Origin of the sequence: Duganella sp. BJB1802 (genome assembly GCF_013369445.1) — a bacterium.
GTDB lineage: Bacteria > Pseudomonadota > Gammaproteobacteria > Burkholderiales > Burkholderiaceae_D > Rugamonas > Rugamonas vulcania_A.
In genome coordinates this window covers 177,032-193,010 of sequence record NZ_JABWEF010000005.1, presented here as the reverse complement: position 1 = coordinate 193,010, position 15,979 = coordinate 177,032, and the positions used below count along the sequence as shown (strand labels likewise).

Sequence of the window (15,979 nt, the reverse complement as noted above, 5' to 3'; positions counted from 1 at the left end):
CCACTTCCCTGCGAGTTTTGAGCAGCCCGCCGGCTGCGGCGATTACAGCACGGCTTTTTCGGCGGCGGTCAGGCGCTTGGCGGTCACGGTCACCACCTGCATCTTGGCGCTGGAAACGGCCACTTTGGCGGCCGGGGCCGCCGGTGCGGCGGCGGTGGCGAAGCTGGTGGCGGCGGCCAACACGGTGGCGGCAACGAAGATGATTTCCATGTTTTTAGCGATGTTCATGATGTGCTCCTTCAGGTAGTTGGTTCGGTATGGTTGTACTGTACCTAAAGGCCGTATGCGCCGCCATCGGGATGCGACGAAGCGCTGGAAACGGCCCCTGAAGTGCAAAAAACAGGTGGAAAATGAAAGATTCAGCCGGCGTGGCGGTGCACCAGCTCGCCCAGCGTGGCGATGGCGGCCTCGGTGCGCGGCCCCCAGGGGTTGCCGCAGTTGAGGCGCAGATAGTTGCGGTACTTGCCGGACGCGGAGAACAGCTGCCCCGGCATGAAGGCCACGCCCTGGCCGATGGCGTCCGCGTGCAGGGCCAGCGCGTCGACCTGCTCAGGCAGGCTGACCCACACCACGAAACCGCCCTGCGGCTCGGACACCGTGCATTGCTGCGGGAACGCCCCGCAGATCGCGTCCGACATGCGGGCGATGCGCTGCGACAGCGCGCGCCGCATCTTGCGCAACTGCTGCTCGTAGGCGCTGCCGGCCAGGAAGTCGGCCAGCACGGCCTGGAAGAAGTGGCTGGTGGCGCCGCTGGAGACCATCTTCAACACCGCGATGTCCTGGGCGTAGCGCCCCGCCACCACGTAGCCGACCCGCGAGCCGGGGCTGACGGCCTTGGAGAACGAGGCGCACAGCATCACATGGCCACTGCTGTCGTAGGCCTTGACCGGCCACGGCCGCTGCGGCGTGAAGCACAGGTCGCCGTAGACGTCGTCCTCGATCAGCGGGATATCGTGGCGCGTCAGCAGCTGCGCCAGGCGCTGCTTGTTCGCGTCCGGCATGATGCAGCCGAGCGGATTGTTGGCGTTCGGGATCAGCAGCACCGCCTGCACCAGGCCGGCGTTCATGGCCAGCTCCAGCGCGTCGATCGACGGCCCGGTGGCCGGATGGGTGGGGATCTCCAGCGCCTTCATGCCCAGCGACTCGATCAGTTGCAGCAGCACGAAATAGGTGGCCGATTCGATCGCGATGGTGTCGCCGGGCTTGGCCACGGCGCGCAGGCACAGGCTGATCGCCTCGGTGCAGGAACCGGTGACGACGATTTCGTTCAAGTCCAGGCGGCCCCACTCCAGCGCGCGGCGGGCGATCTGGCGGGCGAACTCCGGATGATTGGTCTCGTAGCAGCTCACCGTGCTCAGCAGGCTTGAATCGCGCCGGGCCACCGCCGCCACGGTCTTCTGCATGCGCTTCATCGGCAGCAGCTCGTGCAGCGGCCAGGCCGAGCCCATCTGCACCAGCCCGCTGGCCTCGTTGGCCTTCAGCACCCGCATCAGCAGGTTGTTGATGCCGACGTAGGCCGGCTCCGGCAACTGCCCGGCGTCGGCCATCGCCGCCATCGTGCGCGCGCGGTGGCGCACGTAATAGCCCGCCTGCGGCTTGGCGTCGACCAGACCGCGGTCCTCCATCAGCCGCAGCGCCTGCATCACGGTGCTGACGGACAGGCGCTTCTGCTGCGCCAGGTGGCGGATCGACGGCAGCCGGTCGCCCGGCGCGAACACGCGGCTGGCGATCAGCCCGCCCAGTTCGTTGGCCAGGTGCTCGTACAGATTGAGTTGATTGGACATCCGTGTATTGTGGCCCCGCCCCACCCGCCCGCGACAGGTACAGCCGGCGCAAATTTCGACCAGCACAGTTTAGTGCAGGCGGCCGTGTGACGGTCACAATTTCGATTTGCTGCATCTGTCATGGCCGCGCGCCGCTGGCTATGCTGGTGGCACGATAGACCACCGCAGGAGCCGCCATGAAACCGGAACTACTCGCACTGACACAGGGACAGGCCGAATACCGCCTGTCGGAAAACCATCCGCTGCGCATCGCCGGCGCGGCCGGCCGCCAGATCGAATGCCTGGCCGGCACCGCCTGGATCACCGTCTACGGCGAACGGACCGACTTCATGCTGCGCCAGGGCCGACGCTTCGAGGTGCCCAACAACGGCCTGATGCTGATCGACGCGCTCGGCTGCGGCACGGTGCGCGTGCGCGTGCCGGCCAACGCCGAAGTGCCCGGCGGCTGGCTCGGCTTCCAGCGCAGATTCGCCGGCGCGCTGCACGATGTAGGATTTCTCCTACGCAACTAATCGTGCGCCACGTACTTGTCGGACTATGTACGATACGTCAACAATATTGACACCGAGGAGTACGATTTTGAACACACCATTCCTGAAAACCATCGCCGCCGGCGCCACCCTGCTGCTGGCCGCCGGCTGCTCGACCATGGGCGGCCAGGGTCCGGCCGCGGACGAGGCGCCGCCGCCGGCCAACCCGGCCTTCGCCACCGAAATGGCCAAGTTCAACGCCCAGTTCCCGAATCCCAAGGCCAGCAAGTATGAGGACGTGTCGATCAACTTCAACAACACGAACAAGCTGGACGAGCGCGGCAACTGCCACGACAAGTCCAGGTATCCGGTGGTGATCGTGCTGACGCTGGACGCCAACGGCCGCGTCACCCGCAGCACCACCGACGTGGAGAACAGCAAGGCCGCCTGCTTCCGCGAGGCCTACGCCTCGGCCCAGCTGCCGCCACCGCCGTTCGCGCCCTACCTGAAGCCGATCAAGCTGCGTTGACGGTTCAGGCCGCCGCGTCCTGCGCGGGGGCCTCGTCGTTGTCGGCCGGCTTCTCCAGCCAGGCCATCACCACCTGGTTGAAGCGCTCGGGCTGGCGCAGCATGGGCCAGTGGTCGGTGTTGAAGCCCACCACCTTGCAGCCCTCCTTCGTCTCCAGCTTGTCGGCCCACTCGTCCGAATGGAACATGAAGGGCTTGCGCGCGCCGTAGATGAACAGCATCGGCACCTTGGGCACGAACGGCACCAGCGAACGGTAGGAACCGGCCTCGCCGGCCGCCAGGATGTAGTACGGGAAGTTCATCTTGACGCTGATGTATTCCATCGGCGACGGCGCGTGCAGCTTGCGCGCCATGTAGCGCGTCATCATGTTGCCGATCGGCCCGCCGATCGCCCAGGCCAGCGCCAGCGTGCCCTGGTAGCCCTTGACCATCATCTTCTGCGACAGCGTGCGCGAGCGCTCGACCGCCTTCGACTGGGCGTCGCCGATGTCGACGCCGATGATCGCCGACACCGCCTGCTTGTTGCGCATGTAGTACTCGTAGCCGAACACGCAGCCCCAGTCGTGCAGCATCAGGATCACCTTCTGCTTCTGGTTCACGCTGTTGACGATGTAGGAGATCAGGCGGATGGTGGCGTCGAGCGAATAGGCGCGGCGCGGCTTGGCGATGTCGAAGCCCGGCAGGGTGAAGCGCACGCAGCGGTAACGCTGCTTGAGTTCGGCGACCTGGGCGTCCCACACGCGGTAGGTGTCCGGCCAGCCGTGGATCATCACGATGGTCTCGGTGCCCTCCCCTTCGATATGGACTTCGATGCCATCGACCTTGGTTACCTGCATTTCTTTCCTCTGCGCCGCCCCGTCAATCCTTCATCTTACAACATTTGAGACCGCACCCAGGCTAGGTCTTGATCCGCGCCCGCAACACGCGCTCGGCGCCGACAAGGTTCACCGCGAAGCCGTTGCGCCCGGCGGCCTTGACGCCATACAGCGCCTGGTCCGCCGCCCGCATGACCTCGTCGACCGAGACGTTCGAGCTGGTGGTCAGCGCGATGCCGATGCTGGCCGTCACCTTCAGGCGCGCGGTCCCGCCCAGGAAGGGCGGCTGCATGGCGTCGAGGATCTTGCGCCCCAGCAGATCGATTTCCGTGTTGGAGTCCAGCTGCTCGAACACGATCACGAACTCGTCGCCGGCCAGGCGGGCCACCGTGTCCGTGGTGCGCACCGCGGCCGTCAGCCGCCGGGCGAATTCCACCAGCACCTCGTCGCCGGCGGCGTGGCCCAGCGTGTCGTTGATGTCCTTGAAATGGTCGATGTCCAGGAAGGCCAGCCCCACCTGCTGGCCGGCGCGCGCCGCGCGGGCCAGCGCCTTGGGCAGGAAGTCGTCGAACATGCGCCGGTTGTGAATGCCGGTCAGGACGTCGGTGGTGGCGATGCGGTGCAGCTCGGCCTCGGCCCGCTCGCGCCGCTGCGACAAGGCGTAGAAGGCCCGGCTCAGATGGCCGAACTCGTCGCCCCGGTCCACGTCGAACACCGCGATGCCGGCGCGGCCGGCGCTGATGTCCTCCACGTGGTCATGCAGGCGCTTCAGCGGCCGCAGCAGTTTCTTGGTGATGCCCCAGCCGAATATGCCCGCCAGGCCGGTCAGCATGGCCGCGCCCAGGAACGCCCGCCAGCGCACGCTGCGCATCGGCGCGAACGCGCTTTCCATCGGATACGACAGGGCGATGTTCCAGGCGGCCTCGCGCAGGTGCTTGTGCACCAGCAGCACCGGCACGTCGTTGTCGAGGAGGCCGTCCTGCCAGCCCTCGCCCCCTTGCAGCGCCGCCTCCAGCACGCTGCCGGGCTCGGGATCGGTCTTCTCCAGCAGGCGGCTGCGGTCGGGGTGGTGGATGATCACGCCGTCGTCGGTGATGATGAACAGGTAGCCATCGGAACTGGAGCGCAGCGAGTCGATCTGCGCGGAAAACGAAGGCCGCAGCAAATCGATGGCGCCCAGCAGGATGCAGACGATCCTGCCGTCGGCGTCGCGCAGGGGCTGGGTCAGCACCACCACCGGGCGCCCGGACAGCACGCTCTTGAACGGCGCCGACACCACGCCCTCCCTCAGCCGCATGGTCTCCTGGAAGTACTTGCGGTCGGCGATATTGATGCGCTTGGCGTTGCGGTCGCGCAAGCTGGCGATCAGCGCGCCCGAGGCGTCGAAGGCGGAGACGTTGAAGAATTCCTCGCGCAGGGTCTCATGGGTTTCCAGCTCTTCCTGGACTTGAGCCAGCGTCAGTTGATGGGCCTGGAACTGCTCGGCCAGCAAGCGCAGTAGTTGGCGCTTGTCCTGCAGATCGCTGTCGATCAACGCGGCCGCGCTGTTCAGCAGCGACAGCTCCTGGCGCGCGATCACCTGGCGCAGCTCGGACTCGGCGATCAGCAGCGAGATGCCGCCGCTGCCGATGCCGGCGATCAGCACCAGCGCGATCACGAGCACGCTGATCTTGAATTTAAAACTTAAGAAGAATCCAAAAGAAGGCCGCATGAGCACCCCTGTATAGCAAGTCCGTCAGGACACTGCGGGTCGAATGGACTAGCCATTTGTGGACGCGGGGGTTCGGCGGCGCTAGATGTTACAAGTATATTACGCCGGTTTACGATTCGCTCAGTTCCGTTGCCATTCAACAACGTAATTATTGTTTCATTGTCCAGAACATGGCCAGCACCGCCAGCGCCATGGCCCCGGTGGCGCCCCAGCCCAGCACGCGCAGGCGGCGGCCGATCACGAAGCGGCCCATGATGGACGAACGGCCGGCCATCAGCATCATCACGGCCATGATGGGCAGGGAGATCACGCCGTTGATCACGGCGCTCCAGTACAGCGCCTTGATCGGGTCGATGGGCGTGAAGCCCAGCCCGATGCCGACGATGGTGGCCACGGCGATGATGCCGTAGAAGCCCTTGGCCTGCGAGGGCGTCTTCTCCAGCCCCTTCGCCCATTGGAAGGCGCCCGCCACCGCGTACGCCGCCGAGCCGGCCAGCACCGGCACCGCCAGCATGCCGGTGCCGATGATGCCGGCGCTGAACAGGGCGAAGGCGAAGTCGCCCGCCAGCGGACGCAGGGCTGTGGCCGCCTGGGCCGAGGTCTCGATCGACACGATGCCGTGCTGATGCAGCGTGACCGCCGTGGTCAGCATGATGAAGAAGGCCACCAGGTTGGAGAAGCCCATGCCGATCACCGTGTCGGTCTTGATGCGCAGGAAGCTGGCGCCCGCCTGGTCCGGCGCGTCGACCAGCGGCTGCGATTGCGGATCGGCTTGCATGTCCTCCACTTCCTGCGAGGCCTGCCAGAAGAACAGGTAGGGGCTGATGGTGGTGCCGAACACCGCCACCATGGTGGTGATGTATTCCGGCGACCATTCAAGATGCGGCAGCGCGGTGTCGGCCGCCACCTTCAGCCATGGCACGTGGACGGTGAACATGGTCGCCACGTAGGCCAGCAGGGCCAGCGTCAGCCACTTCAGGATGCGGACGTAGCGGTGATAGGGAATGAAGACTTGCAACAGCAAGGAGACCACGCCGAACAGCGCCGCATACCAGCGCGACGATCCGCCGGCGATCAGGGTCATCGCCTCCCCCATGGCCGAGACGTCGGCCGCGATGTTGATGGTGTTTGCGGCCAACAGCAACGCGACGATGGCGCGCACCAGCCACGCGGGAAAATGTTCGCGGATATTGGCGGCCAAGCCCTTGCCGCTGACGCGCCCGATCCGCGCGCTCACCACCTGGATACCCACCATCAGCGGATAGGTCAGGAAGACCGTCCACAGCATCTGGAAGCCGAACTGGGCACCGGCCTGCGAATAGGTGGCGATGCCGCTCGGATCGTCGTCGGCGGCGCCCGTGATCAGGCCGGGGCCGAGTTTCCCCAGCCAGGTGGTGGCGCCATCGCCGGCGGCGGGCTCAGCGACGGGATATTCGGCATTCGGCATAATTTACTCGGCAACAGGGGCAGCCCGGCATTGGGCACGACTAACGCAGGCCGCATTGTAGCTTGTCCGAGGCACATCAGCGCTTGCCGGCATCCTCATCGAGCTTGCGCAGGAAAGCCATCTTATCGGAAATTTTGCTTTCCAGGCCGCGCGGTACGGGCTGATACCAGCCGGGCTCGCGCATGTCGTCGGGGAGGTAGGTTTCGCCGGCGGCGTAGGCGTGCGGCTCGTCGTGGGCGTAGCGGTACTCGTGGCCGTAGCCGAGTTCCTTCATCAGCTTGGTCGGCGCGTTGCGCAGGTGGACCGGCACTTCGCGCGACTTGTCCTTCTTGACGAAGGCCATCGCCTGGTTGAAGGCGTTGTAGCCGGCGTTGCTCTTGGCGGCGATGGCCAGGTAGATCACGGCCTGCCCCAGCGCCAGCTCGCCCTCCGGCGAGCCGAGCCGCTCGTACGTGGCGGCCGCGTCGTTGGCCAGCTGCATCGCGCGCGGGTCGGCCAGGCCGATGTCCTCCCACGCCATGCGGACGATGCGGCGCGACAGGTACTTGGCGTCGGCCCCGCCGTCCAGCATGCGGCACAGCCAGTACAGGGCGGCGTCGGGATTGGAACCGCGCACCGACTTGTGCAGCGCCGAGATCTGGTCGTAGAAATTGTCGCCGCCCTTGTCGAAGCGGCGGGCGTTCAAGGTCAGCGCGTTCTGGATGAACTCGAGCGTGATCTTGTTGGTCTTGGCGGCGTTGGCGGCGGTGCTGGTCTGCTCAAGCAGGTTCAGCAGGCGGCGGCCGTCGCCGTCGGCGTAGCCGATCAGCGTGTCGATGGCGGGCTCGTCGAACTCCAGATGCGTGAGCACCTTGGCCCGGGCCTTGTCGACCAGCTGGCGCAGCTCGGCCTCGTCGAAGGAATGCAGCACGTAGACCTGCGAGCGCGACAGCAGCGCCGAGTTGACTTCGAACGAAGGGTTCTCGGTGGTGGCGCCGATCAGCGTCACCAGGCCGGACTCGGCGTACGGCAGCAAGGCGTCCTGCTGCGATTTGTTGAAGCGGTGGATCTCGTCGACGAACAGGATGGTGTGCTTGCCCATGTCCAGGTTGTGCTGGGCCTGCTCCATCGCGGCGCGGATGTCCTTCACGCCGGAGAACACGGCCGACAAGGCGATGAACTCGCACTCGTAGGCGTTGGCGGTCAGGCGCGCCAGCGTGGTCTTGCCCACGCCCGGCGGGCCCCACAAGATCATCGAGTGCGGCTGGCCCGACTCGAACGCCAGGCGCAGCGGCTTGCCCGGCCCCAGCAGGTGGTGCTGGCCGATGACGTCGTCCAGCGTCTTGGGCCGCAGGGCCTCGGCCAGCGGCTGGCGCGGTTCGGTGGAAAATAAGTCTGCCATGATCTTTAAATGGAAAAACGCCGCAGCGTCGCGGCTGCGGCGTCGTCACCCGCGACGGCAGGTGTTAGTTATTATTGAATACGTCGGCGCCCTTCGGCATGACGAATTTAAAACTCGTCGCAGTCAGCGCCGGATTTTTTTCGATCTTGCGGAACGACAGCACCGAGGTCTGGCCGAACGAATCCTTCAACTCCATCGCCTCCGGCAAGCCGTTGCGCAGGCCGATGGTGATTTGCTCGAAGCTGGTGTCCTTGGCTTTGGGCACCGCCTTCAGCCATTCCAGGCCATCCTTCGTGCCGGCCTCGGACAAGGTGAAATTCTTTTCCAGGTCGTTGCTGCCGAACAGGATGGCGGCCGGCGACGAGCCCAGCGCGTCGCCCAGCTTCTTCACCGTGACCTGGTTCAGGTCCTTGTCGAAGATGAACAGCTGGTCGCCGTCGGCCTGCAGCACCTGGTCGTAGGGCTTCACGTAGGTCCAGATGAACTTGCCGGGACGGGCGAACACGAAGGTACCGGTGGCGGTGTTGGACGCCTTGGGCGTTTCGCCGTTGGTGTTCTTCACCTGCTTCTGCGTGAACTCGCCCTTGGCGGCCTTGGTCGAGGCGACGAAGGTCTTGAACTGCTCCAGCGCGCTGGCCTGGGCCAGGGTGGCGGCCAGCAGGCCGGCGGTCAACACCGCGATATGTTTGAAACGCATCATACTGTTTATCCTATTTTATTCCGCACTGGCGGCCGGCACCAGGATGTCGCGGTTGCCGTTCGATTGCATGGCGGAGACGACTCCGCTGTTTTCCATTTGCTCCAGCAGGCGCGCCGCGCGGTTGTAGCCGATGCGCAGATGGCGCTGCACCAGCGAGATCGACGCGCGGCGGTTCTTCAGCACCACCTGCACCGCCTGGTCGTACATCGGATCGGCCTCGCCGCCGCCCTCGCCCGCCTCGCCGCCCGCGCCGCCGCCGTCACCCTCCAGCGTGCCGCCTTCGAGGATGCCGTCGATGTAGTTCGGCTCGCCTGTGGTCTTCAAGTGCTTGACCACGCGGTGCACCTCCTCATCCGACACGAAGGCGCCGTGCACCCGCACCGGCAGGCCCGTGCCCGGCGGCATGTACAGCATGTCGCCCATGCCGAGCAGGGTTTCCGCGCCCATCTGGTCCAGGATGGTGCGCGAGTCGATCTTCGACGACACCTGGAACGCGATACGGGTCGGGATGTTGGCCTTGATCAGGCCCGTAATCACGTCCACAGATGGGCGCTGCGTCGCCAGAATCAAGTGCAGGCCGGCCGCGCGGGCCTTTTGCGCGATACGGGCGATCAGCTCTTCCACCTTTTTGCCGACCACCATCATCAGGTCGGCCAGCTCGTCGATGATGATGACGATGGTCGGCAGTTTTTCTAGCGGCTCCGGCGAATCCGGCGTCAGGCTGAACGGATTCGGGATGTGCTCTTCCTTCTTCTTGGCTTCGGCGATCTTGGCGTTGTAGCCCGCCAGGTTGCGCACGCCCAGCTTGGACATCAGCTTGTAGCGGCGCTCCATCTCGTTGACCGCCCAGTTCAGCGCGTGGCCGGCCTGGCGCATGTCGGTCACCACCGGCGCCAGCAGGTGCGGGATGCCTTCGTACACCGACATCTCCAGCATCTTCGGATCGATCAGGATCATACGCACGTCGGCCGGGTCGGACTTGTACAGCAGCGACAAGATGGTGGCGTTGATGCCCACCGACTTGCCCGAGCCGGTGGTGCCCGCCACCAGCAGGTGCGGCATCTTGGCCAGGTCGGCCACCACGGCCTTGCCGGCGATGTCCTTGCCCAGCGCCACGGTCAGCGGCGACGGATTGTCGTTGTAGACCTTGGAGCCGACGATCTCGCTCAGGCGCACGATCTGGCGCTTGGGGTTCGGCAGCTCCAGCGCCATGTAGTTCTTGCCCGGAATGGTCTCGACCACGCGGATCGAGGTCAGCGACAGCGAACGCGCCAGGTCGCGCGCCAGGCCGACGATCTGGCTGCCCTTGACGCCGGTGGCCGGTTCGATCTCGTAGCGCGTGACCACCGGGCCCGGATAGGCCGCCACCACCTTGGCTTCGACGCCGAAGTCGGACAGCTTCTTCTCGATCAGGCGGCTGGTGAATTCCAGCGTCTCGATCGGCACGGTTTCCTGCACCTCGGCCGCCTCGTCCAGCAGGGACAGGGCCGGCAAGGCGCTGTCGCCGCTCAGGTCCTGGAACAGGTTGGCCTGGCGCTCCTTCTCCACGCGCTCGGACTTGACCACCGTGACCACCTGCGGCTCGATCTTGACCGGCGGCGCCGCCACGGGATGCTTCTCCACGTGCTTGGCGCGCTCGATGACCACCACCTCCTCGCGCTTGACCGCCGCGACCTCGCCCTGGCGGCGGTCCTCGCGGTACTGGTAGCGCTGGATGAACCAGTCGATCATCATCTCGATGCCGCCGCCGATGCGCTCGGCCAAGGTCAGCCACGAGACATGGAAGAACAGGCTCAGGCCCAGGCCGAACAGCAGCAGCAACAGCAGGGTCGCGCCGGTGAAGCCGAATGCGACGTGGGCCGAATGGCCGATCAACTGGCCCAGCACGCCGCCCGGCGCGCGCGGCAGCTGCACGTGCAGGGTGTACATGCGCAGGTATTCCAGGCCGACGCTGCCGATGAACAGCAGCACGAAGCCGATCGCGCGGATCAGCGGCTCCTGGGCGTGTTCTGGATCAGGTTCGCGGGACAGCACATATTTCTGCGTCAGCCGGCGGTAGCCCAGCCAGACGATGCGCAGCAGGCAGAACGCCCACCACCAGGCCGAAAAGCCGAAGATGTACAGCAGCAGGTCGGACAGCCAGGCGCCCGCCCGCCCGCCGAGATTGTGCACCTTGGGCACCAGCGTTTCGTGGGACCAGCCGGGGTCCATCTTGTCGTAGCTGACGAGGATCAGCACGAAATACAGGCCCAGCACAGCCAGCGCCAGCCAGCGCGCCTCCGACAGCAGCCGCACCAGCCGGTTGGGCAGGGGCTGGCGCTCGGTCGGGGTGCGGGTATAGGCGGAAGAACCGGAGGAAGTGGCTTTTGGCATGCGTTCCTGAACTTTTTTACTGCTCATAGGTATAAAGGTGTTGCAATCTTGTCGGTCAGGAAATTCAGATATGGCTATTCTAAGGCATAAGGGCCCCAACAGGCCCGACGATTCATCCTGATCGGCTGCTTGCACTATAATCTTGTATTGCCTGCGTGAATGCAATAGCGGCGGCCCTGCCGCCGCCCTTGCCGTCACTAAAATTGCCCCCAAATTCGGATTAATCCAACATATTAAGAAGCCTCCCATGACCACACCTAAACACGCCCGTGTACTGATTCTTGGCTCCGGCCCAGCCGGCTACAGCGCCGCCATCTACGCCGCGCGCGCCAATCTGAAGCCGATGCTGGTCACCGGCGTCGAGCAAGGCGGCCAGCTGATGACCACCACCGACGTGGAAAACTGGCCGGCCGACCCGATGGGCGTGCAAGGTCCGGACCTGATGCAGCGCTTCCTGCAGCACGCCGAGCGTTTCAATACCGACATCGTGTTCGACCATATCCACACGGTCAAGTTGCAGGAAAAGCCGATCCGCCTGATCGGCGACAGCCATGAGTACACCTGCGACACGCTGATCATCGCCACCGGCGCCTCGGCACAGTACCTGGGCCTGCCGTCGGAACAGGCGTTCATGGGCAAGGGCGTGTCGGCCTGCGCCACCTGCGACGGCTTCTTCTACCGTGGCCAGGAAGTGGCCGTGGTCGGCGGCGGCAACACCGCCGTCGAGGAAGCGCTGTACCTGTCCAACATCGCCACCAAGGTCACGCTGATCCACCGCCGCGACAAGTTCCGCGCCGAAGCCATCCTGATCGACCGCCTGAACGCCAAGGTCGCCGAAGGCAAGATCGTCATCAAGTACAACCACACGCTGCAGGAAGTGGTGGGCAACGACAGCGGCGTGACCGGCATCAAGATCGCCTCGACCGACACCGGCGCCGTCACCGACGTGACCGTGCACGGCCTGTTCATCGCCATCGGCCACAAGCCGAACACCGGCATCTTCGAAGGCCAGCTGGACATGCACAACGGTTACATCAAGACCAAGACCGGCACCGAGGGCATGGCCACCGCGACCAGCGTGCCGGGCGTGTTCGCCGCCGGCGACGTGCAGGACCACATCTACCGCCAGGCCATCACCAGCGCCGGCACCGGCTGCATGGCCGCGCTGGACGCCCAGCGCTACCTCGAAGGCCAGGAGTAAGTCGTGGGCTTGAAAGACTTCGCCGACCTGAAATCCCTGGCCAAGCAGCTCAAGGAACAGGCCGACGCGCGCGCCGCCGCCGAGGCGGAGCGCGTCAAGCAGGAGAAAACGCGGGCGGTGGAGGCGAATATCTTCCAGTCCAGCGTGGGCGGCGTCAAGCGCATGCCGGTGTCGGACCGCTACGTGCCGTCGCTGCCCAAGTCGGCCGCCACGGCCGCCGCGCCGGCCCGCAAGCTGACCCAGGCCGAGGACGATGCGGCGGTGCTGCGCGAGTCCCTGTCCGACCTGTTCGAAGTCGATCATTACCTGGAGGACGACCCGGCGCTGAACTACGCCGCGCCCGGCGTCGGCCCGGACGTGGTGAAGAAGATGCGCAAGGGCCACTGGCCGGTGCAGGATGAGCTGGACCTGCACGGCCTGCGCCGCGACGACGCGCGCGACGCCATCGGCGATTCCCTGCGCAAGTCGGCCATGCGCAATCACCGCTGCGTGTGCGTGATCCATGGGCGCGGCTTCGGTTCCAAGGGACAGGAGCCGGTGCTCCGGTCCATGGTGCACAGCTGGCTGGTGCAGAAGGAGGAAGTGGTGGCCTTCTGCCAGGCGCGCTCGTCCGAAGGCGGCGAAGGCGCGCTGATCGTGCTGCTGCGCGCCGCGCTCAAGCCGGTGCGCTAAAGCCTCACGGCGCGGCGGTGTTCCACTCGCTGCGCAACCAGTCGAAGAAAGCCTGCACCGGCGCATGCCGTTCCCGGCCCGGCACGCACAACACTGTGTAAGTGCCGCCGGGGATTCGTATGTCCGGCCGCGCCGCTTTCAACAATCCCCTCTGCTCCGTGTCGGCGACCAGGATGGAACTGGCCATCACCAGGCCCTGCCCGGCGATCGCCGCCTGCAGCGCGTACATTTCCTCCGCATATTCCCTCAGCGCCAGCGTCGGCAGCCAGTCCTTGCCGGCCGCTTCGCACCACGCGCGCCAGCTGTCGCGGTACAGCGTGGACTTGTTCCAGTGGACCGAAATCAGCGACGGCGCCGCATGCGCCATCCACTCGTCCACCCTGCCCGGCGCGCCGTAGACGCCGAACGTTTCAACCATGCCGCCCGGGCTGTACAGGTCCGGATAGGGACCGCCGCCGTAGCGGATCGCGACGTCGACGCTGGCGTCCTGTTGCAGGTCGATGGTCGCGGTCGAGGTGTCCAGCCGGAGGTTGACTTCCGGGTGCCTGGCGTAGAAGCGATCCAGGCGCGGCACCAGCCACAGCGCCGCGAACGACGAGGGGGTGGTCACCGTCAGGCGGCCGGCCACCGGCACCTCGCGCAGGCTGCTGGTCACCTGGGCCAGGTCGGCCAGCGCCGAGTGCAGCGAGTGGAACAGCTTCTCGCCCTTGGGCGTCAGGCGGACGCCGCGCGGCAGGCGGTCGAACAGCGCCACGCCCAGCCACTCCTCCAGTGTCCGCACCTGATGCGAGACCGCGCCCGGCGTCACCGCCAGCTCCTCGGCGGCAAGCTTGAAGCTCAGGTGGCGCGCCGAGGATTCGAAGGTGCGCAGCGCGATAACCGGTAAAGCACGAAACATGGAGTGTCCTCGGGTGAATCCAATTCATCTGGCATCAATTCAGCTGGTTTGCCGGGCCTGGTGGCGCGGCCTATAGTCCTCGCACGACAACTCGCGAGCATACCTCAAACCATGACCACTCTCCTGCACCTCGATTCCAGCGCCCGCCCAGGCACCTCCGCCAACCAGCCGTTCGGCTCGCACACCCGGCGCCTGACGGCGCGCTTCGTCGCCGGCTGGCGCGCCGCGCATCCGGGCGCCACCGTGATCCACCGCGACCTGGGCGCCGAGCCGCCGCAGCACGTCACCGGCGAATGGATCCATGCGGCCTTCACCAAGCCCGAGCAGCGCCTGCCGTGGATGGACGCGGTGCTGCGGGAAAGCGACCAGCTGATCGACGAACTGTGCGCTGCCGACGTCATCGTCGCGGGCGTGCCGATGTATAACTTCAACGTGCCGGCGCAGTTCAAGGCCTACATCGACAACATCGTGCGCGTGGGCCGGACCTTCGGCTTCGACCGCGCCCGCGCCGGCGCCCCCTACTGGCCGCTGCTGGACCAGGACCGCAAATCGTTCGTCATCCTCAGCTCGCGCGGCGACCACGGCTACAGCCAGGGGCAGCGCATCGCCCACATGAACCATGTGGAACCGTCGATCACCACGGCGCTGCGCTACATCGGCATCACCGACGTGCATGGCGCGGCCGTCGAGTTCGACGAGTTCGGCGACGGCCGGTTGCGGGCGTCGATTGTGGCGGCGGAGTCACAGGTCGACGAACTGGTGGCGCAGTTGGGCGCGCAACGGCGTCCGGCCTCAGATTCATGACACGTGGTCGGTTTGTCATGTTAACCTATGGCATCGTCAATTTGCACATCGGCTTACATGAAGCACGTCCCTGTTCCGCACGTTTCCCTGATCACAGTCATTGAGGTAGTCGCGATACTGGTGGGTGCGTTTTCCGGCTTTGTTGAAGCGCGGCGCAAACGCATGGACGTGGTGGGCGTGTTCACGGTGGCCTTCATCACCGCGTTCGGCGGCGGCACGCTGCGCGACATCCTGCTCGACCGCAGGCCGTTGTTCTGGGTGCTGCACCAGGAATACGCGATCCTGATCTTCATCCTGGCGCTGGTGGCAGCGCCGCTGATGCGTACGCTGCGCCAGATCCTGTCCGAACGCCTGATCGTGATCGCCGACGCCATCGGCCTGGGGCTGTTCGCCGTGGCCGGCGTGTCGCAGGCGCAGGCCGCGCACATGCCGCTGTTCATCGCCTCGATGATGGGCGTGATCACCGGCATCTTCGGCGGCGTGCTGCGCGACATCGTCTGCAACGAGGTGCCGATGGTCTTCCGCGACGGCAAGCCCTACGCCATCTGCGCCTTCTTCGGCTGCTGGATGTACATCGGCCTGCAGTACACCGACGTCTCCGACGACTTCGCGCTGTGGGCCAGCGCGGCCTGCATCACCTTGCTGCGGCTGGTCACCTGGAAGTTCGAACTACACCTCCACTATCACAAGAACTGATTCAACAACCGCAAAGAGCGCCATATGAGCACCATCAGCATCCGCCAGGCCGTGTTGGCCGACATCGAAGCCCTGTCCGTTTTATTTGACGGCTACCGCCAGTTCTATGGCCGGCAGAGCGATGTGGCGGCGGCCACACAATTCCTTCTGGACCGTTTCGAGCATGGCGAATCGGTGCTGTTCATCGCCCACGACGGCGCCGACCCGATCGGCTTCACCCAGCTGTATCCGAGTTTTTCGAGCGTCTCGCTGGGGCGGATCTTCGTGCTGAACGACCTGTTCGTCAACGAGCGCGGACGCCGCAAGGGCGTGGCCACCGGGCTGCTGTCGGCATCGATCGACTTCGCGCGCGCTGTCGGCGCGATCCGGCTCGGACTATCCACCGCGCTCACCAACACCACCGCGCAGGCGCTGTACGAAGGCGAAGGCTGGGAGCGCGACGACGATTTCTTCTACACCTACTCCCTTCGCTGACGCGAACCGCCCATCTCGGCCGCCG

General features: G+C 65.6%; 16 protein-coding genes. 7 read left to right on the top strand and 9 right to left on the bottom strand.

Features of this window, described 5'->3' with window-relative positions; all coding sequences use genetic code 11:
- Window positions 1-42 precede the first annotated feature (42 nt).
- Together HUX88_RS10495 and HUX88_RS10490 are read right to left on the bottom strand one after the other, a co-directional pair.
- Complete coding sequence (locus HUX88_RS10495) at window positions 43-228, bottom strand: hypothetical protein (protein WP_176361730.1); 186 nt, start codon at window positions 226-228, stop codon at window positions 43-45.
- 131 nt (window positions 229-359) lie between these two features.
- Window positions 360-1,784 carry a PLP-dependent aminotransferase family protein gene (locus HUX88_RS10490; protein ID WP_176361729.1) on the bottom strand — a complete coding sequence of 475 codons (1,425 nt, stop codon included), beginning with the start codon at window positions 1,782-1,784 and terminating at the stop codon, window positions 360-362.
- A 176-nt stretch (window positions 1,785-1,960) separates the two neighbouring features.
- Between HUX88_RS10490 and HUX88_RS10485 the strand changes: the two genes are divergently transcribed.
- Both HUX88_RS10485 and HUX88_RS10480 read left to right on the top strand, forming a co-directional pair.
- Window positions 1,961-2,296: a DUF2917 domain-containing protein gene (locus HUX88_RS10485; protein WP_176361728.1), complete on the top strand. Its 336-nt coding sequence runs from the start codon at window positions 1,961-1,963 to the stop codon at window positions 2,294-2,296.
- A 67-nt stretch (window positions 2,297-2,363) separates the two neighbouring features.
- Window positions 2,364-2,783 (top strand): hypothetical protein, encoded by a 420-nt coding sequence (locus HUX88_RS10480; protein WP_176361727.1) that lies wholly within the window; start codon window positions 2,364-2,366, stop codon window positions 2,781-2,783.
- Between the two features lie 4 nt (window positions 2,784-2,787).
- Here the strand turns inward: HUX88_RS10480 and HUX88_RS10475 are convergent, their stop codons facing one another.
- The 6 genes from HUX88_RS10475 to HUX88_RS10450 form a co-directional block, all read right to left on the bottom strand.
- The gene (locus HUX88_RS10475) at window positions 2,788-3,618 is read right to left on the bottom strand and encodes an alpha/beta fold hydrolase (RefSeq protein WP_117009754.1); all 831 of its coding nucleotides are present in this window, start codon (window positions 3,616-3,618) and stop codon (window positions 2,788-2,790) included.
- Window positions 3,619-3,679: 61 nt separating this feature from the next.
- Window positions 3,680-5,260, bottom strand: coding sequence for a diguanylate cyclase domain-containing protein (locus tag HUX88_RS10470; RefSeq protein ID WP_373886774.1), 1,581 nt, complete (start codon window positions 5,258-5,260; stop codon window positions 3,680-3,682).
- Between the two features lie 196 nt (window positions 5,261-5,456).
- On the bottom strand, window positions 5,457-6,755 hold the full coding sequence (locus tag HUX88_RS10465; protein WP_176361725.1) for an NRAMP family divalent metal transporter: 1,299 nt from the start codon (window positions 6,753-6,755) through the stop codon (window positions 5,457-5,459).
- A gap of 76 nt (window positions 6,756-6,831) precedes the next feature.
- A complete protein-coding gene (locus tag HUX88_RS10460; protein ID WP_176361724.1) occupies window positions 6,832-8,136 on the bottom strand; it encodes a replication-associated recombination protein A in 1,305 nt (434 codons plus the stop codon).
- Window positions 8,137-8,200: 64 nt separating this feature from the next.
- Window positions 8,201-8,836: an outer membrane lipoprotein chaperone LolA gene (gene lolA, locus HUX88_RS10455; RefSeq protein WP_176361723.1), complete on the bottom strand. Its 636-nt coding sequence runs from the start codon at window positions 8,834-8,836 to the stop codon at window positions 8,201-8,203.
- 15 nt (window positions 8,837-8,851) lie between these two features.
- Window positions 8,852-11,209 carry a DNA translocase FtsK gene (locus HUX88_RS10450; protein ID WP_117009749.1) on the bottom strand — a complete coding sequence of 786 codons (2,358 nt, stop codon included), beginning with the start codon at window positions 11,207-11,209 and terminating at the stop codon, window positions 8,852-8,854.
- Between the two features lie 247 nt (window positions 11,210-11,456).
- Here HUX88_RS10450 and trxB point away from each other — a divergent pair, with 247 nt between their 5' ends.
- Entirely contained in the window at window positions 11,457-12,410 is a 954-nt protein-coding gene (gene trxB / locus HUX88_RS10445; RefSeq protein ID WP_117009748.1) for a thioredoxin-disulfide reductase, read from the top strand.
- A 3-nt stretch (window positions 12,411-12,413) separates the two neighbouring features.
- Window positions 12,414-13,082: a Smr/MutS family protein gene (locus tag HUX88_RS10440; protein WP_176361722.1), complete on the top strand. Its 669-nt coding sequence runs from the start codon at window positions 12,414-12,416 to the stop codon at window positions 13,080-13,082.
- A 4-nt stretch (window positions 13,083-13,086) separates the two neighbouring features.
- On the opposite strand, the gene HUX88_RS10435 is transcribed toward HUX88_RS10440, so the two are convergent.
- Window positions 13,087-13,980: a LysR substrate-binding domain-containing protein gene (locus HUX88_RS10435; protein ID WP_176361721.1), complete on the bottom strand. Its 894-nt coding sequence runs from the start codon at window positions 13,978-13,980 to the stop codon at window positions 13,087-13,089.
- A 111-nt stretch (window positions 13,981-14,091) separates the two neighbouring features.
- On the opposite strand from HUX88_RS10435, the gene HUX88_RS10430 reads away from it, so the two are divergent.
- Genes HUX88_RS10430 through HUX88_RS10420 form a run of 3 tightly spaced genes read left to right on the top strand, consistent with a single transcriptional unit; the run spans window position 14,092 to window position 15,954 of the window.
- Window positions 14,092-14,784, top strand: a complete 693-nt coding sequence (locus HUX88_RS10430) for an FMN-dependent NADH-azoreductase (protein WP_176361720.1) — start codon at window positions 14,092-14,094, stop codon at window positions 14,782-14,784.
- 57 nt (window positions 14,785-14,841) lie between these two features.
- Window positions 14,842-15,480: a trimeric intracellular cation channel family protein gene (locus HUX88_RS10425; RefSeq protein WP_117009744.1), complete on the top strand. Its 639-nt coding sequence runs from the start codon at window positions 14,842-14,844 to the stop codon at window positions 15,478-15,480.
- A 24-nt stretch (window positions 15,481-15,504) separates the two neighbouring features.
- Window positions 15,505-15,954, top strand: coding sequence for a GNAT family N-acetyltransferase (locus HUX88_RS10420; protein WP_176361719.1), 450 nt, complete (start codon window positions 15,505-15,507; stop codon window positions 15,952-15,954).
- The last annotated feature ends 25 nt before the right edge of the window (window positions 15,955-15,979 follow it).